Source organism: Mycobacterium botniense (genome assembly GCF_010723305.1).
In the GTDB taxonomy this organism is placed as follows: Bacteria; Actinomycetota; Actinomycetes; order Mycobacteriales; family Mycobacteriaceae; genus Mycobacterium; species Mycobacterium botniense.
Genome location: NZ_BLKW01000002.1, coordinates 1,703,912 through 1,730,086, shown reverse-complemented (window position 1 = coordinate 1,730,086; position 26,175 = coordinate 1,703,912). Strand labels below are relative to the sequence as shown.

Genomic DNA, 26,175 nt, shown 5'->3' with positions numbered 1-26,175 from the left:
GTGGTAAAGCGCCAGCCTAAAGTCGCGATCGCGGGAGCCGGGATGTCCGGTATCTGCGCGGCGATCATCCTGCAGCGGTCCGGTATCGACGACGTAACGCTCTACGAGAAAGCCCACGAGGTCGGCGGCACCTGGCGGGAGAACACCTATCCCGGCCTGACGTGCGACGTGCCCTCGCGTTTCTACCAGTTCACTTTTGCGACGAACCCGGACTGGAGTCAGCTGTTTTCGCCTGGCGGCGAGATACAACAGTACTTCGTCGACGTGGCACAGCGGATGGGCATCTATGACCGGATCCGGTTCGGCACCGAGGTCACCAGCGCCCGGTTCGACGGCCAAAAATGGGTTGTGTGCGCTCGCGGCGCAGACGAGTCTCGGGTCGATTTCCTGATCTCGGCGACCGGGGTACTGCACCACCCGAAGATTCCCGACATCTGCGGACTCGACAATTTCACCGGTCCGGTGTTTCACTCCGCGCGCTGGGACCACAGCGTTGACCTGCACGGTCGGCGTCTAGCAGTAGTCGGCACGGGGTCAACCGGTGTGCAACTGGTCACCAGACTTGCGGGAACCCCGGCTCAGCTCAGCCTTTTCCAGCGCACCGCGCAGTGGGTGCTGCCCCTGCCCAATCCGCGCTACCGGCAGCTGACGCGAATCACCCATCGCGCGTTTCCCTGGCTGGACCGGGTGGCTTACCGCGCATACCAAGCTGCGTTCGAGACTTTCGCGGTCGGATTAACCAAGCCGGGATGGCAGCGACGATTCGTGGCCGCCCTCTGCCGAGCCAATCTTCGCACCGTGCGCGACCCGCAGCTGCGCAAGGCCTTGACCCCCGATTACACGCCCATGTGCAAGCGGCTGGTGATGTCAAGCGGCTTTTATCGGGCGATGCAGCGAGAGGACGTCGAGCTAGTCACTGCCGCTATCGACCATGTTGAACCTCGCGGCATCGTCACCAAGGACGGTGTGCTGCACGAAGTCGACGTCATTGTGCTGGCAACCGGATTCGACGCGCACGCCTACATGAGGCCAATGCAGGTGATCGGCCGCGACGGGCTCCGGCTGGAGGACGCCTGGCGCGATGGGCCACATGCTTTCGAAACTGTTGCGATGCCTGGATTTCCGAACTTTTTCATGCTGCTCGGTCCGCACAGCCCGGTCGGTAATTTCCCGTTGACCGCGGTCGCCGAATCGCAGTCGAGGCACATCGTGAACTGGATCCGCCGCTGGCAGCGCTACGAATTCGACACGGTGGAGCCGACGCGGTCGGCGACTGAGGCGTTCAACGCGACCCTGACGACCGCGATGCCGGATACCGTCTGGACCACCGGGTGCGACAGCTGGTATCTCGGCAAGAACGGTTTACCCGAGGTGTGGCCGTTCACACCGGCGAGACACCGCGCCATGCTCGCCAGGCCCAAGCTCGACAACTACGAATTGCGCACAGTGGCACCGCTAGCCCAGCAGTGACGGCACCACCGCCTCGATGAGATGCGGCCCAGGTTCGGCGAAACCGGCCTGCAGGGCGTCGGCGAATTCTTCGGCAGTCGCCACCCTACGCGCCGCAACACCCATGCCTTCGGCAAGGTGGACGAAATCGATGGTGGGACGGGTTAAGTCGAGCAGCTCCCGCGCCTTCGGTCCCGGCGTGGACTCCGCTCCAACGCGCTGTAGCTCCAGCCTCAGGATGTCGTAGGCGCCGTTGTTGTAGATGACGGTGGTCACGTCGAGGTTCTCCCGCGCCTGGGTCCACAGACCCGAAATGGTGTACATGGCAGAGCCGTCCGATTCCAGACACAGTACCGGCCGCTCGGGTGCGGCGACCGCGGCACCGATGGCAGCCGGGATGCCGTAGCCGATCGCGCCCCCGGTCAGGGTCAGCCAGTCGTGCGCGGGCGCACCACCGGTGGCCTCCGCCAACAGCAGACCTGAGGTGTTGGATTCGTCGACGACGATCGCCCGTTCCGGTAGCAGTGCACCGATCACGTCGGCCGCCGAGGCGGCACTCAGCGCACCTGTTGGCAACTGGGGACGCGACGGGGCGGCCAGTGGCGCCTCGACTCCCGGCGCGATCTCGTCGGCCAGGGCAGCCAACGCATCCGCGGCGCCAACGGGCTCGGCGAGGACATGGACTTCGCAGCCCTCCGGCACCAGATCGCTGGGCTTCCCCGGGTAAGCGAAAAACGACACCGGTGACTTGGTCCCGGCCAAAAGGAGGTGCTGAGCGCCCGCGAGTTGGGCAGCGACCGCTTCGGCGAAATAGGCGAGCCGCTCCACGGCGGGGACACCAGCGCCACGCTGCAACACTGTCGGGAACGTCTCGCAGTACCAGCGGGCACCGGTGGCAGCGGCGATGCGGGCGGCGGCGATCAGCCCAGGGCCACGAGTGGCGTCGCCGCCGACCAGGAGCACAGTAGCCTCGCCCGAGCGCAGCACCTTGGCGCTCTGCTCCACGTCCACGGTCGGCATCGCGCGCGCCGGCGCCGTCGTGGCAGTCGTCGCGCCATCCGACCACGACACATCCGCGGGCAAAATCAGCGTCGAAATATGATGGCCAGCTTGGCTTGTAGCGATAGCTTCCGCAGCATCCGCAGCGATCTCACTGGTGCTTGCGCTGCGCCGCAGCCATCCCGACACGCTGCCGGCCAGCGCGTCGATGTCGGATTCCAATGGGGCATCGTATTTTTTGTGGTAGGTCGCGTGGTCGCCGACGACCACCACCATCGGCACCCGGGCCCGGCGAGCGTTGTGCAGGTTGGCCAGCCCGTTGGCCAGTCCCGGCCCGAGGTGCAGCAGCACCGCGGCGGGCTTCCCGGCGATGCGGGCATAACCGTCGGCCGCGCCGGTGGCCACGCCTTCGAACAACGTCAGCACGCCGCGCATCCGCGGAACGTCGTCAAGCGCCGCCACGAAATGCATCTCGGAGGTTCCCGGGTTGGCGAAGCATACGTTAACTCCGCCGCCGACCAGGGTGTTGATCAGCGCGTGAGCCCCGTTCATGAGTGCACCTTTCGCATCTCGAGTCTTGTTGCGAGCCTGAAGACGCGCTCGGCGTTGCCGTGCAGATGGTCGCGGCAAGCTTCGTCGGCGAGCCCGAGTTGGTCGAAACCTTCCAGGCCGTGCGAGTGCCCGATCATCGGATAATTGGTTGCGAATAACACTTTTCGCTGCCCGGTACCGGTTTCATGAACCGGACGAGTTCTTCGGGCAACCATGTGGTGGTGTAGGCCGAGGTGTCGGTGTAGATATTCCCGTGCTGCGGGCCACCGCAACCATCTCCTCGGTCCACGGATAACCAACATGCCCGCACACGATGACCAGTTCTGGAAAGTCCAGGACGGCCTGGTCCATGTAGGGAATCGGGCGTCCGGTCTCCGAGGGCCGCAGCGGGCCGGTGTGACCGGCCTGGGTGCAGAACGGGACGCCCAACTCGACACATTCGGCGAACAGCGGATAACAGCGGCGATCCGTCGGCGGCGCGTTCCACAGCCACGGCACCACCCGCAGGCCAACAAAGGCGTCGTCGCGTACTCGTCGCCGCAGCTCACGTACCGCCTCCATCGGCCGATCCAGATCGACTTCTGCCAAACCAGCAAACCGGTTGGTGTGCAGTCGAATCCAGCCTGCAACCTCGTCGTTGCCGACAAGATCTTGACTGTTGGGGCCGGCGCCACGCGGATAGCAGGCCAATGTCCACTGCCTCGGCATCCATGGAGTCGATGGCCGCCTCGATCGGGATTTCGGTGTGGGGTACCGCATCGCCGGTCCAGCCTTGCAACGACGCCAGCATATCGCCGGCGAGGAAACGCGGGGCCGGGTGCTGCATCCACACATCGATCGTCATCTCATCTCGACTGTAGCGGGGTCGGACGGAGTTCAAAGAAGGCGTTTGCGAAACGGACAAGCCGTGTTCATCGGGCTCGAAACTCTCGACGCTCCCGAAAGCTCACCGTGCGATATTGAGACCACGATCGGCCGTCTTCTGAGCTGGCCGTGAGGCACGCGGCCGGGTCGCGGGGCATTGGCGCTTATCCTGCGGTGAGCTTCCCCAATGCACTGCACATGACGACGGGGTGCGGATCAGGCCCGCACGTGTTTGGCATGTACGTCGTCGGCGGGCCGGGCTTCGGTTTGCTCTTTGGCCCAGCGGTAATCGGGCTTACCGGCGGGGGAACGTTTCACCTCGTCGACATACCACAGTGCGCGGGGCACTTTGTATCCGGCGATCTCGCTGCGCACAAACGCATCGAGTTCCGCCAGCGAGGGGCGTGCTCCTGCCCGCGGCTGGACGACTGCTGCCACGCACTGGCCGTACCGCTCGTCGGGAACCCCGACCACGAGGGCGTCGAACACGTCAGGATGGGCCTTGAGCGCAGCTTCCACCTCCTCGGGATACACCTTTTCCCCGCCGGTGTTGATGGACTGCGAGCCCCGACCGAGCAAGGTCACCGTGCCGTCGTCCTCGACGGTGGCGTAGTCCCCGGGAATGGCGTAGCGCACGCCATTGATCACCCGGAAGGTGGCCGCCGATTTCTCCGGGTCCTTGTAGTAGCCGACCGGGACATGGCCGCGCTTGGCGATGACACCCCTGACACCCGAGCCCGGCTTAACCTCGTTGCCGTCCTCGTCGAGCACCACGGTCCACTTGTCGATGCTGACCCGGGGTCCGCGGGCGTCCGTCTGGCCCTTGGCGACGACGCTGGTGCCGCCGAAGCCGGTTTCCGACGAGCCGATCGAGTCGGTTATGACCCGATTCGGCAGCAGCTCAAGCAGTTTCTCCTTGATGCTTGGCGAGAATAGTGCGGCGGTGCTGGCCAGCAGGTACAACGAAGACAGGTCGTATTCCTCGCCGGCTTCCCGCGCGGCGATGAGCGCGTCCAGCAGCGGGCGCGCCATCGCGTCACCGGTGAAGAACAACAGGTTGACCTTGTGTTTGTGGATGGTCCGCCAGACTTCTTCAGCGTCGAATTCCGGTGCCAGCACAATGGTTCCGCCGGAGAACAGCGCCATCCAGGTGGCTGACTGGGTCGCGCCGTGGATCATAGGTGGGATCGGGAAGCGGATCATCGGAGGCCCGGCGGCGGCCTGCTTGGCCAAGTCGTACTCGTCCTTGACGTATTCGCCTGTCGCGAAGTCGGTTCCGCCGAGCAGCACCCGATAGATGTCCTCATGGCGCCACATCACGCCCTTGGGGAAGCCGGTGGTGCCGCCGGTGTAGAGCAGATAGATGTCGTCGGCGCTGCGCGGGCCGAAATCCCTTTCGGGCGATCCCTGCTCAAGCGCAGAGTAAAACTCGACACCGCCGTAGCGCTGGTAGTCCTTGTCGCTGCCGTCCTCCACGACCAGCACCGTCTTGACCTCGGGCGTATCCGGCAGCACGTTGGCGACCCGCTCGGCGTATTGGCGCTCGTGTACCAGCGCCACCATGTCGGAGTTGTCGAACAGGTAGCGCAGCTCGCTTTCGACGTAGCGGAAGTTGACGTTGACCAGGATCGCGCCGGCTTTGACGATGCCCAGCATCGCGATGACGATCTCGTTGCGGTTGCGGCAGTACAGCCCGACTTTGTCGTCTTTTTTAACCCCCCGGTCGAGCAAATAGTGCGCGAAGCGGTTGGCCTTCTCCTCCAGCTGCGCGTAGGTCAGCTGGTCGTCGCCGCAGATCAGGGCGACACGGTCAGGCACAGCGTCGATGGCGTGCTCGGCGAGGTCGGCGATGTTGAGGGCCACGGCCCCAAATTAGAACGTGTTACATTTCCTGACAAGTCTGTGGCCCACTCGCAGGAAGGCAGACACTCGTGAGCGACTCGGAGAAAGAACCAGACGCCCTGGTTGAACAGCGCGGACACACCCTGATCGTGACGATGAACCGCCCTGCTGCACGCAACGCGCTCAGCGGCGAAATGATGCAAATCATGGTCGAGGCGTGGGATCGCGTCGACACCGACCCTGACATCCGCTGCTGCATCCTCACCGGCGCCGGCGGCTACTTCTGCGCGGGCATGGACCTGAAGGCGGCAAACGCCCGCCCGCCGGGTGAATCGTTCAAAGACGGCAGCTACGACCCCTCACGCATCGACGCGCTGCTCAAGGGTCGCCGGCTGACTAAGCCGCTGATCGCCGCGGTCGAAGGCCCCGCCATCGCCGGCGGCACCGAGATCCTGCAGGGCACCGACATCCGGATAGCCGGTGAGAGCGCCAGATTCGGCATCTCCGAGGCGCGCTGGAGTTTGTACCCGATGGGCGGCTCGGCGGTGCGGCTGGTGCGCCAGATTCCCTACACGCATGCCTGTGATCTGCTGCTGACCGGCCGGCACATTACCGCCGCCGAGGCCAAGGAGATCGGGCTGATCGGCCATGTTGTCCCTGATGGGCAGGCACTGGCTAAGGCGCTGGAGATTGCCGATGTGATTTCGGCCAACGGACCACTGGCTGTGCAGGCGATACTACGGTCCATCCGCGAGACTGAGGGCCTGCCGGAGAACGAGGCCTTCACAGTCGACACCCGGATCGGTATTCAGGTGTTCCTCTCCGAAGACGCCAAAGAAGGCCCGAAGGCGTTCGCCGAGAAACGCGTACCCCAGTTCACAGGACGCTGAGGCCCCGGGCGACCTGCGAGCGGATTTGCCGCCCTGACGGCACGTCGGTGCACGTGTCGGTGCCCAACGGCACACGTTGGGTGATTCAGTGCAGCGGCTTGGTCGGCGTAAACACCACCGGCATCGATTCCAGACCGCTGACGAAGTTCGCTGGCCGCAGTGGCAGCACCTGTTGGGAAGCCAACCGCAAATCGGGCAGCCGCTGCAGCACCCGACGGGTCATCAACGTCAGTTCGAGCCGAGCGAGCTGATTACCCAGACAGAAATGGGTGCCGAAGCCAAACGCGAGATGGCTGTTGGGGTTTCGGGTGATATCGAAGCGTTCGGGCTCGTCGAACACGGATTCGTCGAAGTTTGCCGACTCGAAGAGCAGCATCATCTTTTCGCCTTTATGCAGCGGGGTGCCGTGGAATTCGGTGTCGGCGGTCAGAATGCGGCACATGTTTTTTACCGGCGACGTCCAGCGCAGCATCTCCTCGATAGCACTCGGCAGCAGATCGGGGTTGCGCTGCAGCAAGTTCCACTGGTCGTCGTTGCGCAGCAGCTGCTCCGTGCCCCCACTCAGGGTATGCCGGGTGGTTTCATCGCCGCCGATGAGGATCAGCAGTGTCTCCATGACGATCTCGTCGTCGGTCAGCCGCTCGCCGTCGACTTCGGCATGAATCAGCACACTGATGAGGTCATCGGTAGGCTGCTGCTTGCGCGCGGCGATGATGCCCATGGTGAATTCCGTGTAGGCGGCGAAAGCGTCCATGGTGATCTGGAAATCGTCCTGGGAAACATGCGAACTCAAAAACGTCACCAGGTCGTCAGACCATTTGAGAAACATGTCCCGCTGGTCGGGGCGCACACCGAGCATGTCTCCGATGACCGCCATCGGCAGCGGTGCGGCCAAGTCGCGGACGAAGTCGCATTCGCCGCGTTCACACACGGCGTCGATCAACACGTCGCACAGCGTGACGATCGATTCTTCCCGGTCGCGCACCCGTTTGCGGGTGAAGCCGGCGTTGACCAGCTTGCGCCGCAGCAGATGTGCGGGATCGTCCATGTCGATCATCATCGGCATCGCGGGCTGGTCCGGCCGGATCCCACCGGCGTTGGAGAACAACTCTGGCTGGCGCTCAGCGTCGATCACCGCCTGGTAGGTCGACGCCGCCGCCAGCCCGTTGCGGTCCCGAAACACCGGCTGGTTGGCCCGCATCCAACGGTACGCTGCCCGGGCCTCCCCACTGGCGTAAAAAGTGCCGTCGGCCAGGTCGACATCCGGTTTGGTGACCACTTCAGTCATCACAGTCCTCCGCATTACAGTGAGCGACATGTCCGTCTCGCAGCACACCATTGCCGGCACGGTACTGACGATGCCGATCCGGATCCGTACCGCCGATCTGCACAGCGCCGCGTTCTCGGTGCCCGCGGCACCGGCCCAGCGCCTCATCGACTACAGCGGGTTGACCGTGTGCGAATACCTGCCCGGCCGAGCGGTGGTCATGCAGATGCTGGTGCGGTACGTCGACGGCGATCTCGGGCAGTACCACGAATACGGCACCGCCATCATGGTGAACCCGCCCGGCCGGCGTGCCCGCGGCCCCAAGGCGCTGGCCAAGGCAGCGGCGTTCATCCATCACCTGCCGGTCGACCAGACATTCACCCTGGAAGCCGGCCGCACGATCTGGGGATTCCCGAAAATCATGGCGGACTTCCGGGTGCGAGACCGCAAGGACTTCACGTTCGAGGTGAGCGCCGACGGCCAACTGATCGTTGGTATCGAGTTCCGCCCCGGTCTGCCAATACCAGGACGGTTGACGTCGCGCAGCCAGGTTCTCACAACCTACGCGCACCGCGACGGCGTCACCCGCGAGGTTCCCTGGCAGATGCGCGTAACGGGTCTGCGCGCGCGGTTGGGGGGTGCGCGCCTGTGGCTGGGTGACCACGCCTACGCCAAAGAACTTGCGTCTCTGGGGCTGCCGAAGCGCGCGTTGATGTCCCAATCTGCGGCCAACGTGGAGATGACGTTTGGCGACGCCCACCCGATCTGACCTTTCTCCGTTAGGGGGCTCGATCGGCCCACGCCAACGCCGGGCCGATCGTGATCGCGTCTCGGTCACGCGGCCAATCTAGAACGTGTTCTAATCAGGTGGCAAGGTTGGGTTCACAGCACGCCGGCCAGCTCGCGGACCTGCTCGGGGCTGCGCGCTGACACCACCATCATGGTGACCCCGGCAGCTTCCCACACGCTGATCTGCTTACGCACGTAGTCGAGGTCGCCGACGATCACGGCATCGTCGACGAGTTCGTCGGGGATCACCTTGGCGGCTTCATCCTTGCGGTTACTGCGGAAGAGCCTGGTCACGTCCTCGACCACCTCGGCATAACCCATGCGCCGGTACACGTCGGCGTGGAAGTTGGTGTCCTCGGATCCCATACCGCCCATGTAGAGGGCCAGATAGGGCTTGATGCCCGCGAAGGCCGCCGCCCGGTCGTCGGTGATCACTACCTGCGCGGTCGCACAGATCTCGAAGTCCGCCCGGGTACGGCGCGCATTTGGCCGCGCGAAGCCCTCGTCGAGCCATTCGTTGTACATACCCGCCAGCCGCGGCGCATAGAAAATGGGGAGCCAGCCGTCGCAAATCTCGGCCGCCAGCGCGACGTTCTTAGGGCCTTCGGCGCCCAGCATGATCGGGATGTCGGCGCGCAGCGGGTGGGTGATGGGCTTGAGCGCCTTGCCCAGACCCGTTGTCCCCTCACCGGTGAGCGGCAGCGGGTAGTGCGGGCCGTCGCTGGTCACCGGTTTCTCGCGGGCCCACACCTGGCGGATGATATTGATGTATTCACGGGTGCGGGCCAGCGGCTTGGGAAACGGCTGGCCATACCAGCCCTCTACCACCTGGGGGCCGGACACTCCCAGCCCGAGAATGTGCCGGCCACCGCACAGGTGATCGAGCGTCAGGGCGGCCATCGCGCACGCCGTCGGGCTCCGCGCAGACAGCTGGACCACCGAGGTGCCCAGTCGCACCCGGCGGGTCGACGCCCCCCACCAGGCCAGCGGAGTGTAAGCATCCGATCCCCAGGCCTCGGCGGTGAACACCGCGTCGAAACCCGCCTCCTCGGCGGCAGCCACCAATTCCCCGGCGTTCTGCGGCGGCTGAGCCCCCCAGTATCCAAGCTGAAGGCCGAGCTTCATTAGACTACCTTTCGACCGATTCTTGCCACCGTTGTTAGAACCTGTTCTACTCGAAGCCGTGACAGCTCGTTCAAGCCGCTTGACCCTGATCGACCATCCGGAACCACCTCTTTCCGCGCCGCTGAGGTTGTCGTTCGACTACGAACGTTCAGTCGGCCCCACGTTGAGCAAGTTTTTCACGGCACTCCGTGACCGCCACATCCTGGGCGTGCGCGGATCCGATGGTCGGGTGCATGTGCCACCGGCCGAATATGACCCGGTCACCTACGAACCGCTGGACGAGATGGTACCGGTGTCGACAACCGGGACTGTGGTGTCCTGGACGTGGCAACCTCAGCCGGTCGCCGGCCAGCCACTGGACCGCCCGTTCGCCTGGGCGCTAATCAAACTCGACGGCGCCGACACTCCGCTGGTGCACGCCGTGGATGTCGGTGATCCCAAAGCTATCCGCACCGGTACCCGGGTGCACGTGCACTGGGCCGACAAGCCGGTCGGCGCCATCACCGACATCGCCTATTTCGCTCTCGGTGAGGCAGAAACATCTGAGGCGACATCTGAGGCGGACACTGCCCAGCACGAGGCCCGTGATCCGGTCACCATCGTCGTCACCCCGATCGACATGGAGATTCAGCACAGTGCTTCGCATCCGGAAAGTGTGTATCTGCGCGCGTTGCAGCAAGGCAAGCTGCTGGGTGCCCGCACGGGTGGCGATGGCGGAGAACCGGGCAAGGTGTACTTCCCGCCGCGCGAAGCTGATCCTGCGACCGGTCTGCCGATGACCGAGTTCGTCGAACTGCCGGACAAAGGCACGGTGACGACGTTCGCGATTATCAATATCCCGTTCATGGGCCAGCGCATCAAGCCCCCCTATGTGGCCGCCTATGTGCTGCTCGACGGCGCTGACATTCCGTTGTTGCACCTCGTTGCCGAGGTGGATGCGCACGAGGTCCGGATGGGCATGCGCGTCGAGGCGGTGTGGAAACCGCGTGAGGAATGGGGCTTAGGCATCGACAACATCGAGTATTTCCGGCCGACCGGAGAACCGGACGCCGATTACGACACCTACAAACACCACTTGTAAAGGCTGTGATGAGCGCTCGTGAAGTTGCGGTGGTTGGCTTCGCCCATGCCCCGCATGTCCGCCGAACCGATGGCACCACCAACGGCGTCGAGATGTTGATGCCGTGTTTCGCCCAGCTGTACGACGAGCTCGGCATCACCAAGGCCGACATCGGCTTCTGGTGCTCAGGTTCGTCGGATTATCTTGCGGGGCGGGCGTTTTCTTTCATCTCTGCGATCGACTCAATCGGTGCCGTTCCGCCGATCAACGAGTCGCATGTGGAAATGGACGCGGCGTGGGCGGCCTACGAGGCTTATATCAAGCTACTCACCGGCGAGGTGGACACCGCGCTCGTCTACGGCTTTGGGAAGTCCTCAGCCGGGATGTTGCGTCGCATCTTGTCGCGGCAGACCGACCCCTACACGGTCGCGCCACTGTGGCCCGATTCGGTGTCGATCGCCGGGCTGCAGGCCCGCCTCGGATTGGAGGCCAGCAAATGGACCTTCGAACAGATGGCCCGGGTTGCCTATGATTCTTTCGCGCAGGCACCGCGAGTCGATAAACTGCCGCAACCCGAGAGCGTCCAAGAGCTGCTCGAGCGGCCGTTTTTCGCTGACCCGCTGCGCCGTCACGACATCGCACCGATCACTGACGGTGCCGCTGCCATCGTGCTCGCCGCCGATGACCGGGCTCGCGAGCTGCGTGAAAACCCTGCCTGGATCACCGGTTTCGAACACCGCATCGAATCCCCTGTGCTGGGTGCGCGCGACCTCACGGTGTCGCCGTCGACCACGGTGGCGACGAAGATTGCCACCGGCGGCAAAATGCGCACGATCGACGTCGCGGAGATCCATGCACCGTTCACTCACCAGTACCTCATCCTGGCCGAGGCGATGAGGTTACCCGCGTCGGTGAAAGTGAACCCCTCTGGGGGCGCGCTGGCTGCCAATCCGATGTTTGTCGCTGGCCTTGAGCGCATAGGATTTGCGGCACAACATATCTGGAATGGCTCCGCGCAGCGTGTGCTGGCCCACGCCACCAGCGGTCCGGCGCTGCAGCAGAACTTGGTCGCCGTCATGGAAAGGAAGAACTGATGGCCGCGCGACTCGCCGCAGTGCTCGGCACCGGTCAAACGAAATATGTTGCCAAGCGTCATGACGTGTCGATGAACGGTCTGGTGCGCGAGGCGATTGACCGCGCATTGGCTGACTCCGGCACCACCTTCGACGACATCGACGCTGTTGTGGTGGGTAAGGCGCCGGATTTCTTCGAAGGCGTCATGATGCCTGAGCTGTTCATGGCCGATGCTGTTGGCGCCACCGGCAAACCGCTGATCCGAGTGCATACCGCCGGTTCGGTAGGCGGATCGACCGGGGTGGTGGCCGCCAGCCTGGTTCAGTCGGGCAAGTACCACCGCGTGCTGGCGATGGCGTGGGAGAAACAATCGGAATCGAATGCCATGTGGGCGCTGTCGATTCCGGTGCCGTTCACCAAGCCGGTCGGCGCGGGCGCGGGTGGTTATTTCGCCCCCCATGTGCGGGCCTACATCCGCCGCTCTGGTGCGCCGACGCACATCGGTGCGATGGTCGCGGTCAAAGACCGACTCAACGGTGCGAAGAACCCCTTGGCGCACGTCCAACAACCCGACATCACGCTGGAGAAGGTGATGTCGTCTGAAATGCTTTGGGATCCGATCCGCCGCGATGAGACGTGCCCTTCGTCGGATGGGGCGTGCGCGCTTGTTATCGGTGACGAGCAGATCGCCGACCAGCATGTCGCCCAGGGGCAGCCGGTCGCGTGGATTCACGCCACCGCGCTGCGTACCGAGCCGCTCGCCTACGCCGGCCGCGACCAGGTCAACCCACAAGCCGGCCGCGACTGTGCGGCCGCGCTGTGGCAGACCGCCGGCATCACCAGCCCGATCGACGAGATCGATGCCGCCGAAATCTATGTGCCGTTCTCCTGGTTCGAGCCGATGTGGCTCGAGAACCTTGGTTTCGCGCCCGAGGGCGAGGGTTGGAAGCTCACCGAGGCCGGGGAGACCGCGATCGGCGGGCGGCTGCCGGTTAACCCGTCCGGGGGTGTGTTGTCATCCAACCCGATCGGCGCGTCGGGGCTGATCCGCTTCGCCGAGGCGGCGATCCAGGTGATGGGCAAGGGCGGGGCGCATCAAGTTCCCGGTGCCCGCAAGGCGCTCGGTCACGCCTACGGCGGCGGTTCTCAGTACTTCTCGATGTGGGTGGTTGGTAGCGAAAAGCCCAGGACCGTCACGTGACCCGGATGAAGTACACGTGCAGTATCGCGATGGGTCCCATCGACGAACTGCTCGATATCGCCCGCACCGCTGAGGACTGTGGATTCGACTCGATCGCGCTGCCCGATTCGCTGTTTTATATGGAAAAGGCGTCCGCGGATTACCCTTACACCGCGGACGGTTCCCGGATGTGGAACGAGAACACACCCTGGGTCGACCCGCTGATCGCTGCGGCGGCAATGGGTGCGGTGACCTCGACGCTGCGGTTCTACACCAACGTGATGAAACTCGGTTCCCGCAACCCGCTGCTGCTGGCTCGCCAAGTCGGGTCGGTCGCTAATTTAACCAACAACCGGTTCGGCTTTGGCATCGGGATCGGCTGGGCACCAGAGGAATTCGAATGGTGCGGGCAGCCGTATGCGCGCCGCGGCGCGCGGGTCGACGAGATGATCGAGGTCATCAAATTAGTCCTCGGCGGCGGTATGGTGGAATTTCACGGCGAGTTCTATGACTTCGACAGGTTGCAGATGAGCCCGGCGCCCAGCGCACCGGTGCCGTTCTACGTCGGCGGCCATACCGAGCCTGCGCTCAAGCGGGCTGCCCGCATCGGCGACGGCTGGACCAGCGCCATGATGACGTGTGAGCAGTTACGCGACACCATCGCACGGCTCAATGTGCTGCGCGCCGAATACGGCCGCGCCGGTCAACCTTTCGAGTTTCAGGCGGTGTGCGTTGACAAGTTCGGCGTGGACGGGCACCGTCAGCTCGCCGAGATCGGCGTCACCGACAACATCGTCATCCCCTGGATTCTTGACGGCCTCGGCTTCGACGCGCCGCTGGACAAGAAGAAGGACTCGCTCAAACGCTTCGCCGACACCTATATTCACTCCGGCTGGCAGGACGAGGCATGACCGACATAAATACCCGGACAGAGCACCCTGCACACGCCGCCGGCCGTCGCTCCCGCGAGGCGGTGCGGGCGAAAGACAAAGAAGCGTGGCTGGCGGTGTTCGCCGACGATGCCATCGTCGAAGACCCGATCGGGCCGTCGGTGTTCGACCCCGAAGGCAAAGGACACCGTGGCCGTGATGCCATCTCAGCGTTCTGGGACAAGGCGATTGCACCGACGGACTCGATCGAGTTCGACTTCCGCGACACCTTCCAGTGCGGCCATGAAGAAGCCAATGTCGGCAACATCGTCATCACCATGGGCGGACACCAGATCACCGCGGAGGGGGTGTTCACCTACAAGGTGAACGACGACGGCAAGCTGGTGGCGCTGCGCGCATACTGGGAGCCGGAGCGCGCCGCCGCCACCGCCCGGCCAGTCTAAGCCGGCTGCGACCGCTTGCGAGATATCGGCCATACCCCTGTCCAGCACCCTATTGCCGTCATAGATTGAGGCGTGGGTCGATATGCGGGGGATGGCCTGCATTCAACGGTTCGCGGTATCGTCGGCGCGCCGCTCGCACTGGCAGGGAGTGCTCACCGTTCCACACGTCGCCGACAAGCGTGTGGCACTGATGATGATCGGCAAACACGGAAACGTTGGCCTGTGGCCGGCTGGCGGCCCTGCTCTGCAGTGCTGGTTCGACTTGCCCTGTCACCGGACTTCATCCGCCCGGAACACCCGGTGGAGATGATCCGGTCCCGTTTCGCCGGATGGCCCGACCCGCTCGATCGGGTACTGGCGACGTTGACCGATGACAACCTGGCCCGCCGACTGGGCCTGAATCTGTATCTGCTGGAGCTCAAAACCCTCAAGGCCATCGCCGCATACCGCCACCGCAACGGGCTGCCGGTGACACCGACTGGATGAGGAGGGCGCAGCATGAGCAGCGATTCGTGAGCCCGCCGTCAGCCTGGTCGATGTCGGCACCTGCCTGCCCGAAAACCGATTTTCCGCAGCGTATGACGAACGCTACGCCGGTACCGATGAGTTGCGGGGACATCTGATGTTTCGCGCACCGCAATTTCGCCACCACTGTGCACCCGACGTACCGTCGACCTGATGGAGCGGGCCACCATGGCCTTGGTCGAGCGACACGGCATCGGGATACTGGCTGATGTCAATGTGCCGCTGACGCATTCCCAGATGCCTGACCTTCCGATCCTGGGAGCAGGCGGCGAGGCCGCTACCGACTGGCATCGGCCCCGAGTACGTGTACAACGGCGGTTGTCGGCCGTGGGGCTGCTGACCCTCTCCGATACCTCACCGGTGCTCGATGCCGAACGCCGCTACTGCGGGCAATATGCCGGTGATATGACGTTGACCGCCGATCCCCCCGGCTATGGTGGCGGGCCGGGAGTTCTACGTGAGCTTCCACGAAGCCAAGATCACCAAGGTGTTGGCCCGGGGTAACCGGGAAGCCCCCGAGGTGGCGTTGGCGGTCTGCGGCCGCATCGGAGTCAAATCCAAGGACCTCAACCTGCTGGTCACCACTCAGCCCAACCGGGTGTTCTTGCACAACTGGAGCGAAGCCCTCGAACTACCCCGCGAACGCCACCGCGATACCTTCCAAAAGCCCGGCACCCCTGTTCGCGGTGGGCAGACCGGTCCACGTCGACGCCGCTCTCGACGATGGTCAAGTCAAACCGGGCGACATTGTTGCTGTCTTTCAGTGCTGCCGAGCCGGTCTCGCAACGCCCGGCTAAACCGGCTCCAGTCCGGCCCGGTAGCGCCGCGCCAGATCCTGGTAAGCCTGCGGATTGACATTCACCCACATCTCGGCACCGGTTCCGGCGATCGGGCCTTTGATGGTCGCCGGCACCCCGACTACCAGGACCTCGTCCGGAATCTTGGTGCCGGCGACCACCAGAGCGCCGGCGGCGATCATGCTGCGTGCTCCGATCACTGCGCCGTCGAGGACCGTGGCATGGTTGGCGATCAACGCCTCCGCGCCGACATGCGCACCGTGGACCAGACACAGATGCGCCACGGTTGCACCGGGTCCGATGTCGACCGGGATGCCCGGCGGTGCGTGCAAGACGGCACCGTCCTGCACGTTGGCGCCCTCGCGCACAATGATGGGGACGTAGTCGGCGCGCAGCACGGCGTTGAACCATACCGAGGCCCCCGCCTCCACCGTGACGTCACCGATCAGGGTGGCGGTGGGGGCGACGAACGCAGTGGGGTCGATCTTGGGCGATCGGCCCTCGAAGGAAAACAGCGGCATCGTTCAGATATACCCCAAGGCGGGTATATCCGCTGGCAGAGCCGGTGTCATTGCGCAATCCGACCGAAAAACTGTAACGTGTTCTAATTGGAGCATGAAGTTGGAGGTGACAGGTGAGTACCGACGGCGTCGCGGTCCGTGAGATCGATAGCGGCACCCTGCCGGACCGGTACGCTCGCGGGTGGCACTGCCTGGGGCCGGTCAAGGAGTTCCTGGATGGCCAACCGCACCCGATCGAGGCGTTCGGCACCAAGCTCGTCGTGTTCGCGGACTCGCACGGCGATCTGCACGTGCTCGACGCCTATTGCCGGCACATGGGTGGCGACCTGACCCAGGGCACCATCAAGGGCGACGAAATCGCCTGTCCGTTCCACGATTGGCGGTGGGCCGGTGACGGACGCTGCACGTTGGTTCCCTACGCCAAGCGCACCCCTCGCATGGCCCGCACCAGGTCCTGGCTGACCGACGTGCGCAGCGGCTTGCTGTTCATCTGGCATGATCACGAAGGCAACCCTCCCCCGGAGGAGGTGCGAATACCCGAGATTCCGGAATGGGCCAGCGATGAGTGGACCGACTGGCGCTGGAATCGGGAGCTGATCCCGTCGAACTGCCGCGACATCATCGACAACGTCGTCGACATGGCGCACTTTTTCTACATCCACTTCGGTTTCCCAACGTATTTCAAGAACGTCTTCGAGGGTCACATCGCCTCGCAGTACCTGCGCACCGTGGGCCGCCCCGATGTTGACCTGGGCGGTTCGCAATACACCGGCGAGCAGATTCTCGATTCGGAGGCTTCGTATTTCGGGCCGTCGTTCATGATCAACTGGCTGCACAACAACTACGGCGGCTACAAGGCCGAATCGATCCTGATCAACTGCCACTACCCGGTCACGCAGAACTCGTTCATGCTGCAGTGGGGGGTGATCGTCCAGAAGCCCAAGGGCATGGATGAGGAGATGACCGAAAAGCTCGCCGAGGCCTTCACGGCGGGCGTCAGCAAGGGGTTCCTTCAGGACGTTGAGATTTGGCGGCACAAGACCCGCATCGACAATCCACTGCTGGTCGAGGAGGACGGCGCAGTGTATCAGTTGCGTCGCTGGTATCAGCAGTTTTATGTCGACGCCGCTGACGTCACACCAGAGATGACGGACCGATTCGAGATCGAGGTGGACACCACCAAGGCCAACGAGTTCTGGCACAAAGAAGTCGAAGAAAACCTCCGCCGGAAGGCCGACGAAGAAACGAAAAGGCAAGCCGCCCAGCCCTCCCGATGAGCGCGCACAACGACCCCAGCGTCCCCGACGTCGATCAGCTGGCTCGATCGATGCTGGCGCTGCATGGAGTTCATGGCGCTCATGAAGCGCCAGCTCGGCGCCAGCCGCGCGAGAGCGGGCCGCGGTCGCCGGATCTCGCCACCGATCCGGACCGGGCCGCTGCGCTACGGGAAGCCACCCGGCGTGAGCACCAACGATATCTCAACTGGGGTCTGCAACCAGTGGATTGCCGCTTCTGCCATGCGTCGGTGTTGGTCAGAAAACTCGGACCCGGGCACACCTCGGTGCAATGGAGTTCGGAATCGATGCGGCGCTGCGCCTTCTTTGCCCAGGTGCGGCGAGCCGGCGGTGAGACCGCACGTGTTCGGAGCTGCCCGAAGCTAGCCGACAGCATCGATCACGCTATCGCCGAAGGCATTGTGGAGCCGGTGCCGTCCGCCCCGCCGCCGGGCGACGGCTGAGTCTCTTTGAGGCGAGCGCGAAGAATTGATGTTGGATTTATCGCTTTTGCGGTACCGTTCACGCACACGCGTCACAGCCCCGCGAAGCGTTCTTTGACAGACTCCGCTGTAAGTCCGTAGTCAGCAAGCGAATAGGCGTGTCTGGGTGCTCGCTCTCCCCGCCGGCTTTCCGCATGGCTTTGTTCCATGGCAGCGCGGGCCTCCTCGGTGAACGTCAATCCGAAGTATCGGTAGAGAGATTCCACCGTGCCGATCGGATCGGATACGAAATCTGCATAGTCGACATCGTAGAACTGAGTTGGATCATATTTGGCGCGAGCAACATTGAACCGCTGCAGCCCACGTGACCAGGTTTCCATTGCGTCCTCGCCGATCTGGGCGCCCACGAAAGTATTCGACCAGCCCTCGGTGGTGTGATGGGCCAGCGAACACATCGACGCCATGATCGTCTCCACGGGTCGGTGCGTCTGTACGATCAGCGCATCGGGATAGGTCGACATCAGCGCATCCAGCGCGAACAGGTGGCTGGGATTTTTCAGCACCCACCGTTTACCCGCATCGTTGAGACCGATCAGCTGAAGGTTTTTGCGGTGCCGTCGATACGCCGGTGTCCAGTCCTGCTGTGCCAGCCATCGCGCGTAACTGGGTATGTGGGCCAGGGTTTCGTAGGAAACCGAGTGAAACGACTGCCGCAGTAGCTGCCAGCATTCCTCGAGCTCGTCGGCAGCCATGTAATGCAGCCCGGTGTATCCAGGGTTCTCTTGGTGGTGGCGAGTGAACTGTGCTTGGAGTTGACGATACACCGGGTTGGATTCCCAGGTTTCGCGCGGGGGGCGCGGCTGCGGGTACTCTGCCAGCCACATGTGCAAGCCCTGGTGCGCAGGATCGGCGCCGAGGAGCCGGTGCAGCGCGGTGGTTCCGGTGCGCACCAGCCCGGTGACGAAGATCGGGCGCTCAATGACTACGTCGGCGTGCTCGGGGTACTGTTTCCAGGCAGCTTCGGACAACAGCCGTGCCACCAGCGCACCACGCAGAAAAAACCGGTTCATCTTGCTGCCCAACGGGGTGAGGTCTGCTTCGCGCTGGTAGGAGTCAAGCAGCACCGCAAGCGCTTCCCGATAGTTATCGTCGTCGGTGCCGAAGTCATCAAGCCCGACCAGCTTGCTGGCCGACGCGTGCAGCTCTTCGACGGTGCCGACGTCGGTGCGCTCGGCCATTAGGCTTTGTACTCCCCACAGTTGACGTCGAGCGTCTGGCCGGTGATACCGCTGGCCAGGTCGCTCGCCAAGAATACGATCGCCGCCGAAACCTCGTCCTCAGTCGGCAGCCGTTTCAAGTCGGAATTCGCGGCGGTGGCGGTATAGATCTGCTCTACCGTGGTCCCGTACTTGCCAGCCTGATGCTCGAAGTAGCGCTTCAGTGTTTCTCCCCAAATATAGCCGGGAGCAACGGAATTAACTCTAATCCCCTGTTCGCCGAGTTCGCTGGCCAAGGATTGAGACATCGCCAGCAGTGCTGACTTGGCCATCTTGTATGCACCGTATTTCGGCTGGGAGTGCCGGATCACCATGGAGTTGACGTTGACGATCGCGCCTTTGGCCTGTGCGAGCGCGGGTGTGAAGCCCTGGATGACCCGCAACGCGCCCAACACGGTGAGCTCGATCGCGTCGCGGATATGCTGAAACGTCGTTCCAGCCAATGGCTTCATCGAGGGCACTCGAAAAGCGTTGTTGATCAGCACATCGACTTTGCCGTAGGCGGCCAACGCCGAGTCAACGAGGTTTTTCACCTGGTCGTCGTCGGTGATATCGGTGGCGACGGGCACCGCGCGTCGGCCGGTTTCGGCGATTTGTTTCGCGACGTCGTCGAGACGGTCGGCGGTCCGGGCCGCCAGCACCAGGTCGGCGCCGTCGCGCGCGCACCGCCGTGCAAGTGTGGTGCCCAGCGCGGGGCCGACACCGCTGATCACCACTACTTTGCCGTCGAGCATCCCGGTCATTGCTATCCCAGCATCCTGTTCGCGATTTGATTCTGGCGCTGCGCGATTCGCATGCGCCATGCGGAGGGAGAAATCTTGTTGTGATCGAAGTACGGAAGCGCGTCCGGCACCGCGTCGAAGTCAACAAGTTCGACCGTAGGACCGTCGGCCTCGGTGAGCTGACGTGACACCCGTTGCCAGCGAAACTGCAGAAACCCCCGGCGATGCCCCAGGGTTTCGACCCAGTTGGTGATGCCCGGATTTTGGTCGGCGACCACGATGCGGATCTTGCCATCCGGATCTTCCTGCGCCTGACTGGAATTCAGCGAAGTCTGGTGGTTGATGTAGTCCAGCGAGATATACCACATGCTGCCCAGCTGGAACCCCAGATACGGCGCGTCGGTCACCGGCACCGTGATAACCAGCGCCTGATCAGGCCGCAGATCAAAATGCCCGGCCGACGAGTACTGCGTCGCCAGACCGCCGGGAGTCAGCCGGGGTGCCACCATGGTGTTGACCGGGATGTTGAGATAGAACCATTGCGGGAACTGCAGCCAGGTCTTGACTCGTTGAACTAACTGCTGTGCTGCTGTGGCATAGCGCTTTTCGATGGTGTCGCGGGTCAGGGGTGGTGGCGCGGTGCCCGCGGTATCCAGCCGTGCGATAGCCACCGTGCCACGCTGCTGCGACCAGTCGCCGTAGACTTCGCGGATCACCAATTGCCCATTGCTGGTTGGCCGCAGCCGCCACTCGAAGCTCCCGTCCTCGGCGATGTCGAGTTCGCGGTCGTCGAACGCAACCTGGCTGGCCGGCACTTCGTCGTCGGTGTATTCCCCACCGAGCACCTGAAAACTCAAGTCGGTGGTCGTGCCCCTGCGGCCGGTGACGACGTAGTCATAATCGGCGTGCACCCGACAGCCGAAGTAGAGGGTGTCGGGATTGTCCAGTCCCATTTTTGTGAACGGCCCGGTGCCCGAGAGCAAGAACGGGTGATCGCGGTCGTAGTTGAACGCGATGTGTGTGCAGGCGGCAACGCAGCCGGCCAGATACTGGAGTCCTTCGAGCAGGTCGGCTTCGGTCTCGATATGCGGTGCGGCGGCCACCAGTTTCTCGGCCTCGGCGATCGCTTCCGTGAGCGGATCTGAGAACACGCCTCGACGCTAGAACGTGTTCCTATTTTCCGTCAATGGCGAACATCCCGCCTGGTGAGGATGCGCGCCGGAAAACGAGGGACGAGCCGGACACCTCGGCCCTGCGCATCGTCGATGGTGAACAACGACCAGGTCTGTTTCACTACGAGGTGCACTGCTGGGACAGTGTGATCAGCGCCTGGCGCACATCCGGGTGCCGCTGGAGGTAGTCGAGCAGCGCGTTGGGCGAGCCCGGCGACTCCGCTTGCGCTTTAGCCATCAACTCCTGCCTGACATCCGGATGCCGCTTCAGATAGGAGTCGATCGATTGGCCCACGGTCGTATTGCACTGTTGCTGGGGATCCCCGTTGGCCACCGGCAATGCGATCAGCACCGACGCAGTGGTGCCCAGTAGACCGCCGGCCAACGCGCCGCAGAGTCCGCGGCGAAGCCGACTGGCGGTCGTGAAGGTGGTGCTCATAGTTACCGAGGTTACCCGCGGTAGCCTTACCCAGCGCCGCTGATCGCCGCCCAGCACCGCTGGCGCGCGTTGTTAGTGGGTCACCGCCCGGCCGCGCTCCTGTTCGCGCTTGATTTCCAGCGCGATATCGATGAGCTGGTCCTCTTGGCCGCCGATGAGTTTGCGCTGACCGGCCCGGTACAACAACGCAGAGGCCGGCACGTTGTAGCGTTCTGCTTGGCGCACAGCGTGTTTGAGGAAGCTGGAGTAGACTCCGGCGTAGCCCATGATCAGCGCATTGCGGTCGAGCACGCACTCGGCGGGCATGGCCGGGCGCACGACGTCCTCAGCGGCATCAGCGATGTCGAAGAAGTCGATGCCGGTTTTGACGCCGATCTTGTCGAAGACCCCGATCAACGCCTCCACCGGCGCGTTGCCCGCTCCGGCCCCGAACCGCCGGCAGGACCCGTCGATCTGCTTGGCCCCGGCGCGCACGGCCTCGACCGAGTTGGCCACCCCCAGGCCGAGGTTTTCATGCCCATGAAAGCCCACCTGGGCGTCGTCGCCGAGTTCGGCCACCAGTGCGGCGACCCGGTCGCGCACGCCTTCGAGCACCAGCGCACCGGCGGAGTCGACGACATAGACACACTGACAGCCCGCGTCAGCCATGATGCGGGCCTGCGCGGCCAGTTTTTCCGGCGGGACGGTGTGGGCCATCATCAAAAACCCGACCGTTTCCAGACCCAGCTCGCGGGCCAGCCCGAAATGCTGGATCGACACGTCGGCCTCGGTGCAATGGGTGGCGATCCGGCAAATTGACCCGCCATTGTCCTGCGCTTCTTTGATGTCGTCTTTGGTGCCGACCCCCGGCAGCATCAAAAACGCGATCCTGGCTTCTTTCGCGGTCTCGGCGGCCAGCTTGATCAGTTCCTGTTCAGGAACTTTAGAAAAGCCGTAGTTGAATGACGATCCGCCCAAACCGTCGCCGTGGGTCACCTCGATCACCGGCACCCCGGCGGCGTCCAGCGCCGCGACGATGGACTGGACCTCGCCTTTGGTGAACTGGTGGCGTTTGTGGTGCGAGCCGTCCCGCAACGAGGTGTCGGTGATGCGGACATCCCAAATACCGGCAGTCATCGCATACCTCCTGCGACGGACAGAGTCTCTTTGGCGATCTCCTCGCCCACCTTGGTGGCCGCCGCCGTCATGATGTCCAGATTGCCCGCATACGGCGGCAGATAATCCCCGGCGCCTTCGACTTCGATGAACGTGGTAACCACCGCTTGACCGCCGGAGTTCAATGACGGCTCCTCGAACTGCGGCTCATTGAGTAACCGGTACCCAGGCACATAGGTTTGCACTTCGGCAACCACGTCATGGATGGATTTGATGATCGCGTCACGGTCGGCGTCTTCGGGGATAGCGCAAAAGATGGTGTCACGCATGATCATCGGCGGCTCAGCGGGGTTGAGGATGATAATCGCCTTGCCGCGGTTCGCTCCCCCGATGGTCTGCACGCCGCGGGCGGTGGTCTTGGTGAACTCGTCGATATTGGCCCGGGTGCCCGGCCCGGCCGATACCGACGCCACCGACGCCACAATCTCGGCATACGGCACTGCGACGACCCGCGACACCGCGTAGACGATCGGGATCGTCGCCTGACCGCCGCAAGTGATCATGTTGACGTTCGGCGCATCGAGGTGATCGCGCAAATTCACCGGGGGGATCACCGCCGGACCGACCGCGGCCGGGGTCAGGTCGATCGCCCGAATCCCGGCTTCGGCGTACTTCGGCGCCGCAGCCATGTGCACGTAGGCGCTGGTGGCCTCGAACAGCAGATCAGGTTTTTCGGGTTGGGCAAGCAGCCAATCCACTCCCTCGTGGGTAGTCTCCAGACCCAGTTTGCGGGCCCGGGCCAGCCCTTCGCTTTCCGGGTCGATGCCCACCATCCAGCGCGGCTCCAACCACTCTGAGCGCAGCAGTTTATACAGCAGGTCGGTGCTGATATTGCCGGAACCGACGATGGCCACCGAAGCCTTGGACGGCATCTGGACGCTCCTCTTATTCAAACGCTAACCGGACAGACCCCAGGCCGGCGAATTCGGCGACGAAATTGTCCCCGGCCCGGACGTCGATCGCGCGGGTGCACGAGCCGGGCAACACGATGTCACCGGCTTTGAGCCGCACACCGAAGCTTTCCACCTTACGGGCCAACCACGCCACCGCGGTGACCGGATTGCCCAGCACCGCGTCGCTGCGGCCCTTGGCCACCACCTCACCGTTGCGGCTGAGCACCGCGTCGATTCCGGTGATGTCGATATCCGCCGGTGCCACCCGTGCCGCACCGAGCACGAAACCCGCCGACGACGCGTTGTCGGCGATGGTGTCACATAACGCGATCTTCCAGTCGGTGATGCGGGTGTCGATCAACTCGATGGCCGGGGCGAACGCTGCGGTCGCCCCAAGCACATCCTCCTCGGTGCAGCCCGCACCCGGAAGGTCAGCGGCCAGGATGAAACCCACCTCGACCTCCACCCGCGGGTATAGGTAATTCGCCACCTTGACCGGGGTGTCTTCGTAGACCTGCATCTCGTCGAGCAGATGACCGTAATCGGGCTCGTTGACCCCCATCATCTGCTGCATCGCCGACGACGACAGCCCCACTTTGTGACCCACCACCCGGGCGCCGTCAGCTATCCGGCGGCGAATATTGATCAGCTGGATCTCGTAGGCGTCGACAACGTCGATCTCCGGGTAGCCCGCGGTCAGCGGGGCAATGGGCTCACGGCTCCGCTCGGCGTGCGCCAAGTGGGCGGCCAGCACATCGCGGGTCGCGGCAGGAAGCATTGACCGAAGTCCCCTCGTTGGTGTGACCGGGCCGGTAGCGCCCGCCCCGAGCAATTCTATAACGTGTTCTACATGACAGCTCAGGAGTTCGACGTCGTCGTGGTCGGTAGCGGTGGCGCCGGCATGGTCGCCGCCCTTACCGCTGCTCACCGGGGCCTGTCGGCGGTAATCATCGAGAAGGCTCCGCACTACGGCGGGTCGACCGCCCGCTCAGGCGGCGGCGTGTGGATTCCCAACAACGAAGTCCTCCAACGCGACGGTGTGCGGGACACCCCGGAAGCTGCCCGCACGTACCTGCACGGGATCATCGGCGACGTCGTCGAACCCGAGCGCATCGACACCTACCTTGAGCGCGGCCCCGAGATGCTCTCATTTGTGCTGAAGCACACCCCGTTGAAGATGTGCTGGGTTCCGGGTTATTCGGACTACTATCCCGAAGCCGAGGGCGGACGGCCGGGCGGCCGTTCGATCGAACCAAAACCGTTCAACGCCAAAAAGCTCGGACCCGATCTTGCCGGGCTGGAACCTCCGTACAGCAAGGTACCACTCAACGTCGTTGTGATGCAGCAGGATTATGTTCGGCTCAACCTGCTCAAGCGCCACCCGAAGGGACTGCTGCGCAGCATACGGGTGGGCGCTCGCACGTTTTGGGCCAAGGCGACCGGCAAGAACCTGGTCGGCATGGGACGCGCGCTGATCGGCCCGCTGCGAATCGGATTGCGACAGGCCGGTGTCCCGGTGCTGCTCAACACCGCATTGACAGATCTGCACGTCGAAGGTGATGCGGTGCGGGGGGTCTACGCCAGAGATACCACAGCGGGAGAGGATGCTGAACCGACATTGATGAAGGCCCGTCGGGGCGTCATCTTGGCCTGCGGCGGTTTTGAGCACAACGAGCAGATGCGGCTCAAATACCAGCGGCCCCCGATCAACGCCGATTGGTCCGTCGGCGCTGCCGCGAACACCGGTGACGGGATTGTGGCGGCTGAGAAACTCGGCGCCGCTTTAGATCTGATGGAAGACGCCTGGTGGGGACCGACGATTCCGCTGCCCAGCGGCCCGTGGTTCGCATTGTCGGAACGCAACGCGCCCGGCTCGATCATCGTCAACGTGGCCGGTCAGCGGTTCATGAATGAAGCGCTGCCCTATGTGGAGGCCACCCACCGGATGTATGGCGGGAAATGGGGCCAGGGGGCAGGCCCGGCGGAAAACCTGCCCGCGTGGATGATCCTCGACCAGCGATGCCGCGATCGCTATCTGTTTGCCGGACTGCAGGGCGGGCAACGTATTCCACGTAAGTGGCTGGAGTCTGGCGTCGTCGTGATGGCCGACACCGTCTCAGAGTTGGCGGGTAAGATCGGAGTGGACGTCGACGGGCTGATAGGTACGCTTGAGCGGTTCAACGGGTTTGCGCGCAGCGGTGTGGATCAGGACTTCCATCGCGGTGAGAGTGCCTACGACCGCTACTACAGCGATCCCACCAACAAGCCCAACCCAAGCCTCGGTGAGATCAAGTATCCCCCCTACTACGCTGTCCAGATGGTTCCCGGGGATCTGGGTACCAAGGGTGGTATCCGCACCGACGTGCATGGACGCGCGTTGCGCGACGACGGCAGCGTCATCGAGGGACTCTATGCCGCAGGCAATGTCAGCTCACCGGTGATGGGTCACACCTATCCCGGCCCTGGCGGTACCATCGGGCCGGCGATGACTTTCGGTTACCTGGCCGCATTGCATCTTGCGGGGAAAGGCTGA

At 63.8% G+C, this 26,175-nt stretch carries 23 protein-coding genes and 4 pseudogenes; 14 read left to right on the top strand and 13 right to left on the bottom strand.

The features are described 5' to 3' along the window. A complete protein-coding gene (locus G6N08_RS08065) occupies positions 1-1,470 on the top strand; it encodes a flavin-containing monooxygenase (protein WP_163755915.1) in 1,470 nt (489 codons plus the stop codon). Here G6N08_RS08065 and G6N08_RS08060 read toward each other — a convergent pair. The 3 genes and pseudogenes from G6N08_RS08060 to G6N08_RS08050 all read right to left on the bottom strand — a co-directional run bounded on the left by G6N08_RS08060 (position 1,456) and on the right by G6N08_RS08050 (position 5,727). Continuing rightward, positions 1,456-3,000, bottom strand: a complete 1,545-nt coding sequence (locus G6N08_RS08060; RefSeq protein WP_163755913.1) for an acetolactate synthase large subunit — start codon at positions 2,998-3,000, stop codon at positions 1,456-1,458. The two genes, G6N08_RS08065 and G6N08_RS08060, sit on opposite strands and share 15 nt — an antisense overlap. Further along, positions 2,997-3,844 (bottom strand): annotated as a pseudogene (locus tag G6N08_RS08055) (amidohydrolase family protein). The gene G6N08_RS08060 and the pseudogene G6N08_RS08055 overlap by 4 nt, the downstream one beginning before the upstream one ends. Before the next feature lie 236 nt (positions 3,845-4,080). Next, on the bottom strand, positions 4,081-5,727 hold the full coding sequence (locus G6N08_RS08050) for an acyl-CoA synthetase (protein ID WP_163755911.1): 1,647 nt from the start codon (positions 5,725-5,727) through the stop codon (positions 4,081-4,083). Positions 5,728-5,795: 68 nt separating this feature from the next. On the opposite strand from G6N08_RS08050, the gene G6N08_RS08045 reads away from it, so the two are divergent. Continuing rightward, positions 5,796-6,596 (top strand): crotonase/enoyl-CoA hydratase family protein, encoded by an 801-nt coding sequence (locus G6N08_RS08045; protein ID WP_163755909.1) that lies wholly within the window; start codon positions 5,796-5,798, stop codon positions 6,594-6,596. Positions 6,597-6,681: 85 nt separating this feature from the next. Here G6N08_RS08045 and G6N08_RS08040 read toward each other — a convergent pair whose 3' ends face one another. Continuing rightward, complete coding sequence (locus G6N08_RS08040) at positions 6,682-7,875, bottom strand: cytochrome P450 (RefSeq protein WP_371869006.1); 1,194 nt, start codon at positions 7,873-7,875, stop codon at positions 6,682-6,684. Positions 7,876-7,912: 37 nt separating this feature from the next. Between G6N08_RS08040 and G6N08_RS08035 the strand changes: the two genes are divergently transcribed. Further along, the gene (locus G6N08_RS08035) at positions 7,913-8,632 is read left to right on the top strand and encodes an acetoacetate decarboxylase family protein (protein ID WP_163755905.1); all 720 of its coding nucleotides are present in this window, start codon (positions 7,913-7,915) and stop codon (positions 8,630-8,632) included. Positions 8,633-8,745: 113 nt separating this feature from the next. On the opposite strand, the gene G6N08_RS08030 is transcribed toward G6N08_RS08035, so the two are convergent. Continuing rightward, positions 8,746-9,777 carry an LLM class F420-dependent oxidoreductase gene (locus tag G6N08_RS08030; protein WP_163755904.1) on the bottom strand — a complete coding sequence of 344 codons (1,032 nt, stop codon included), beginning with the start codon at positions 9,775-9,777 and terminating at the stop codon, positions 8,746-8,748. A 58-nt stretch (positions 9,778-9,835) separates the two neighbouring features. Between G6N08_RS08030 and G6N08_RS08025 the strand changes: the two genes are divergently transcribed. From G6N08_RS08025 to G6N08_RS21305, 8 genes and pseudogenes are all read left to right on the top strand, one after another. Then, positions 9,836-10,858: a Zn-ribbon domain-containing OB-fold protein gene (locus tag G6N08_RS08025; RefSeq protein ID WP_163755902.1), complete on the top strand. Its 1,023-nt coding sequence runs from the start codon at positions 9,836-9,838 to the stop codon at positions 10,856-10,858. 8 nt (positions 10,859-10,866) lie between these two features. Further along, positions 10,867-11,931, top strand: coding sequence for a thiolase family protein (locus G6N08_RS08020; protein ID WP_163755899.1), 1,065 nt, complete (start codon positions 10,867-10,869; stop codon positions 11,929-11,931). Then, entirely contained in the window at positions 11,931-13,112 is a 1,182-nt protein-coding gene (locus G6N08_RS08015) for a thiolase family protein (protein WP_163755898.1), read from the top strand. Before G6N08_RS08020 ends, G6N08_RS08015 begins: the two co-directional genes overlap by 1 nt. Before the next feature lie 5 nt (positions 13,113-13,117). Further along, the gene (locus tag G6N08_RS08010) at positions 13,118-14,002 is read left to right on the top strand and encodes a TIGR03619 family F420-dependent LLM class oxidoreductase (RefSeq protein WP_163756848.1); all 885 of its coding nucleotides are present in this window, start codon (positions 13,118-13,120) and stop codon (positions 14,000-14,002) included. Continuing rightward, positions 13,999-14,424 (top strand): nuclear transport factor 2 family protein, encoded by a 426-nt coding sequence (locus G6N08_RS08005; RefSeq protein ID WP_163755896.1) that lies wholly within the window; start codon positions 13,999-14,001, stop codon positions 14,422-14,424. The genes G6N08_RS08010 and G6N08_RS08005 overlap by 4 nt, the downstream gene beginning before the upstream one ends. Positions 14,425-14,514: 90 nt before the next feature. Next, positions 14,515-14,808 (top strand): annotated as a pseudogene (locus G6N08_RS21185) (2-polyprenyl-6-methoxyphenol hydroxylase); the annotation flags it as partial. Between the two features lie 21 nt (positions 14,809-14,829). Next, positions 14,830-14,901, top strand: a pseudogene (locus G6N08_RS08000) (SRPBCC family protein); the annotation flags it as partial. A 31-nt stretch (positions 14,902-14,932) separates the two neighbouring features. Beyond that, positions 14,933-15,746 (top strand): annotated as a pseudogene (locus G6N08_RS21305) (3-oxoacyl-[acyl-carrier-protein] synthase III C-terminal domain-containing protein). Here the strand turns inward: G6N08_RS21305 and G6N08_RS07990 are convergent. Beyond that, on the bottom strand, positions 15,743-16,267 hold the full coding sequence (locus G6N08_RS07990; protein ID WP_163755892.1) for a gamma carbonic anhydrase family protein: 525 nt from the start codon (positions 16,265-16,267) through the stop codon (positions 15,743-15,745). The pseudogene G6N08_RS21305 and the gene G6N08_RS07990 overlap by 4 nt on opposite strands. A gap of 113 nt (positions 16,268-16,380) precedes the next feature. Here G6N08_RS07990 and G6N08_RS07985 point away from each other — a divergent pair, with 113 nt between their 5' ends. Both G6N08_RS07985 and G6N08_RS07980 read left to right on the top strand, forming a co-directional pair. After that, complete coding sequence (locus G6N08_RS07985; protein ID WP_163755890.1) at positions 16,381-17,544, top strand: 3-ketosteroid-9-alpha-monooxygenase, oxygenase component; 1,164 nt, start codon at positions 16,381-16,383, stop codon at positions 17,542-17,544. Continuing rightward, the gene (locus tag G6N08_RS07980; RefSeq protein WP_163755888.1) at positions 17,541-18,005 is read left to right on the top strand and encodes a hypothetical protein; all 465 of its coding nucleotides are present in this window, start codon (positions 17,541-17,543) and stop codon (positions 18,003-18,005) included. Before G6N08_RS07985 ends, G6N08_RS07980 begins: the two co-directional genes overlap by 4 nt. Positions 18,006-18,076: 71 nt before the next feature. Here the strand turns inward: G6N08_RS07980 and G6N08_RS07975 are convergent, their stop codons facing one another. The 7 genes from G6N08_RS07975 to G6N08_RS07945 all read right to left on the bottom strand — a co-directional run bounded on the left by G6N08_RS07975 (position 18,077) and on the right by G6N08_RS07945 (position 24,420). Continuing rightward, positions 18,077-19,222 carry a sulfotransferase family protein gene (locus G6N08_RS07975; protein ID WP_163755886.1) on the bottom strand — a complete coding sequence of 382 codons (1,146 nt, stop codon included), beginning with the start codon at positions 19,220-19,222 and terminating at the stop codon, positions 18,077-18,079. Beyond that, positions 19,222-20,004, bottom strand: a complete 783-nt coding sequence (locus G6N08_RS07970) for an SDR family oxidoreductase (protein ID WP_163755884.1) — start codon at positions 20,002-20,004, stop codon at positions 19,222-19,224. The genes G6N08_RS07975 and G6N08_RS07970 overlap by 1 nt, the downstream gene beginning before the upstream one ends. A 2-nt stretch (positions 20,005-20,006) precedes the next feature. Continuing rightward, complete coding sequence (locus tag G6N08_RS07965) at positions 20,007-21,134, bottom strand: hypothetical protein (RefSeq protein WP_163755883.1); 1,128 nt, start codon at positions 21,132-21,134, stop codon at positions 20,007-20,009. Between the two features lie 142 nt (positions 21,135-21,276). After that, on the bottom strand, positions 21,277-21,594 hold the full coding sequence (locus G6N08_RS07960; RefSeq protein WP_163755882.1) for a heme-binding protein: 318 nt from the start codon (positions 21,592-21,594) through the stop codon (positions 21,277-21,279). A 72-nt stretch (positions 21,595-21,666) separates the two neighbouring features. Beyond that, entirely contained in the window at positions 21,667-22,710 is a 1,044-nt protein-coding gene (gene dmpG / locus G6N08_RS07955; protein ID WP_163755881.1) for a 4-hydroxy-2-oxovalerate aldolase, read from the bottom strand. Then, entirely contained in the window at positions 22,707-23,621 is a 915-nt protein-coding gene (locus tag G6N08_RS07950) for an acetaldehyde dehydrogenase (acetylating) (protein WP_163755880.1), read from the bottom strand. Before G6N08_RS07950 ends, dmpG begins: the two co-directional genes overlap by 4 nt. 13 nt (positions 23,622-23,634) lie before the next feature. Beyond that, positions 23,635-24,420 (bottom strand): 2-keto-4-pentenoate hydratase, encoded by a 786-nt coding sequence (locus tag G6N08_RS07945; protein WP_163755879.1) that lies wholly within the window; start codon positions 24,418-24,420, stop codon positions 23,635-23,637. A 72-nt stretch (positions 24,421-24,492) separates the two neighbouring features. On the opposite strand from G6N08_RS07945, the gene kstD reads away from it, so the two are divergent. Next, positions 24,493-26,175 (top strand): 3-oxosteroid 1-dehydrogenase, encoded by a 1,683-nt coding sequence (gene kstD / locus G6N08_RS07940; protein ID WP_163755877.1) that lies wholly within the window; start codon positions 24,493-24,495, stop codon positions 26,173-26,175.

Excerpts from the sequence above, each read along its gene's own strand:
- G6N08_RS08060 (WP_163755913.1), bottom strand. The coding sequence starts at position 3,000 with ATGAACGGGGCTCACGCGCTGATCAACACCCTGGTCGGCGGCGGAGTT.
- G6N08_RS08035 (WP_163755905.1), top strand. The coding sequence starts at position 7,913 with ATGTCCGTCTCGCAGCACACCATTGCCGGCACGGTACTGACGATGCCG.
- G6N08_RS08030 (WP_163755904.1), bottom strand. The coding sequence starts at position 9,777 with ATGAAGCTCGGCCTTCAGCTTGGATACTGGGGGGCTCAGCCGCCGCAG.
- G6N08_RS08020 (WP_163755899.1), top strand. The coding sequence starts at position 10,867 with ATGAGCGCTCGTGAAGTTGCGGTGGTTGGCTTCGCCCATGCCCCGCAT.
- G6N08_RS08015 (WP_163755898.1), top strand. The coding sequence starts at position 11,931 with ATGGCCGCGCGACTCGCCGCAGTGCTCGGCACCGGTCAAACGAAATAT.
- G6N08_RS08010 (WP_163756848.1), top strand. The coding sequence starts at position 13,118 with ATGAAGTACACGTGCAGTATCGCGATGGGTCCCATCGACGAACTGCTC.
- G6N08_RS08005 (WP_163755896.1), top strand. The coding sequence starts at position 13,999 with ATGACCGACATAAATACCCGGACAGAGCACCCTGCACACGCCGCCGGC.
- G6N08_RS07990 (WP_163755892.1), bottom strand. The coding sequence starts at position 16,267 with ATGCCGCTGTTTTCCTTCGAGGGCCGATCGCCCAAGATCGACCCCACT.
- G6N08_RS07980 (WP_163755888.1), top strand. The coding sequence starts at position 17,541 with ATGAGCGCGCACAACGACCCCAGCGTCCCCGACGTCGATCAGCTGGCT.
- G6N08_RS07975 (WP_163755886.1), bottom strand. The coding sequence starts at position 19,222 with ATGGCCGAGCGCACCGACGTCGGCACCGTCGAAGAGCTGCACGCGTCG.
- G6N08_RS07970 (WP_163755884.1), bottom strand. The coding sequence starts at position 20,004 with ATGACCGGGATGCTCGACGGCAAAGTAGTGGTGATCAGCGGTGTCGGC.
- G6N08_RS07960 (WP_163755882.1), bottom strand. The coding sequence starts at position 21,594 with ATGAGCACCACCTTCACGACCGCCAGTCGGCTTCGCCGCGGACTCTGC.
- dmpG (WP_163755881.1), bottom strand. The coding sequence starts at position 22,710 with ATGACTGCCGGTATTTGGGATGTCCGCATCACCGACACCTCGTTGCGG.
- G6N08_RS07950 (WP_163755880.1), bottom strand. The coding sequence starts at position 23,621 with ATGCCGTCCAAGGCTTCGGTGGCCATCGTCGGTTCCGGCAATATCAGC.
- G6N08_RS07945 (WP_163755879.1), bottom strand. The coding sequence starts at position 24,420 with ATGCTTCCTGCCGCGACCCGCGATGTGCTGGCCGCCCACTTGGCGCAC.
- kstD (WP_163755877.1), top strand. The coding sequence starts at position 24,493 with ATGACAGCTCAGGAGTTCGACGTCGTCGTGGTCGGTAGCGGTGGCGCC.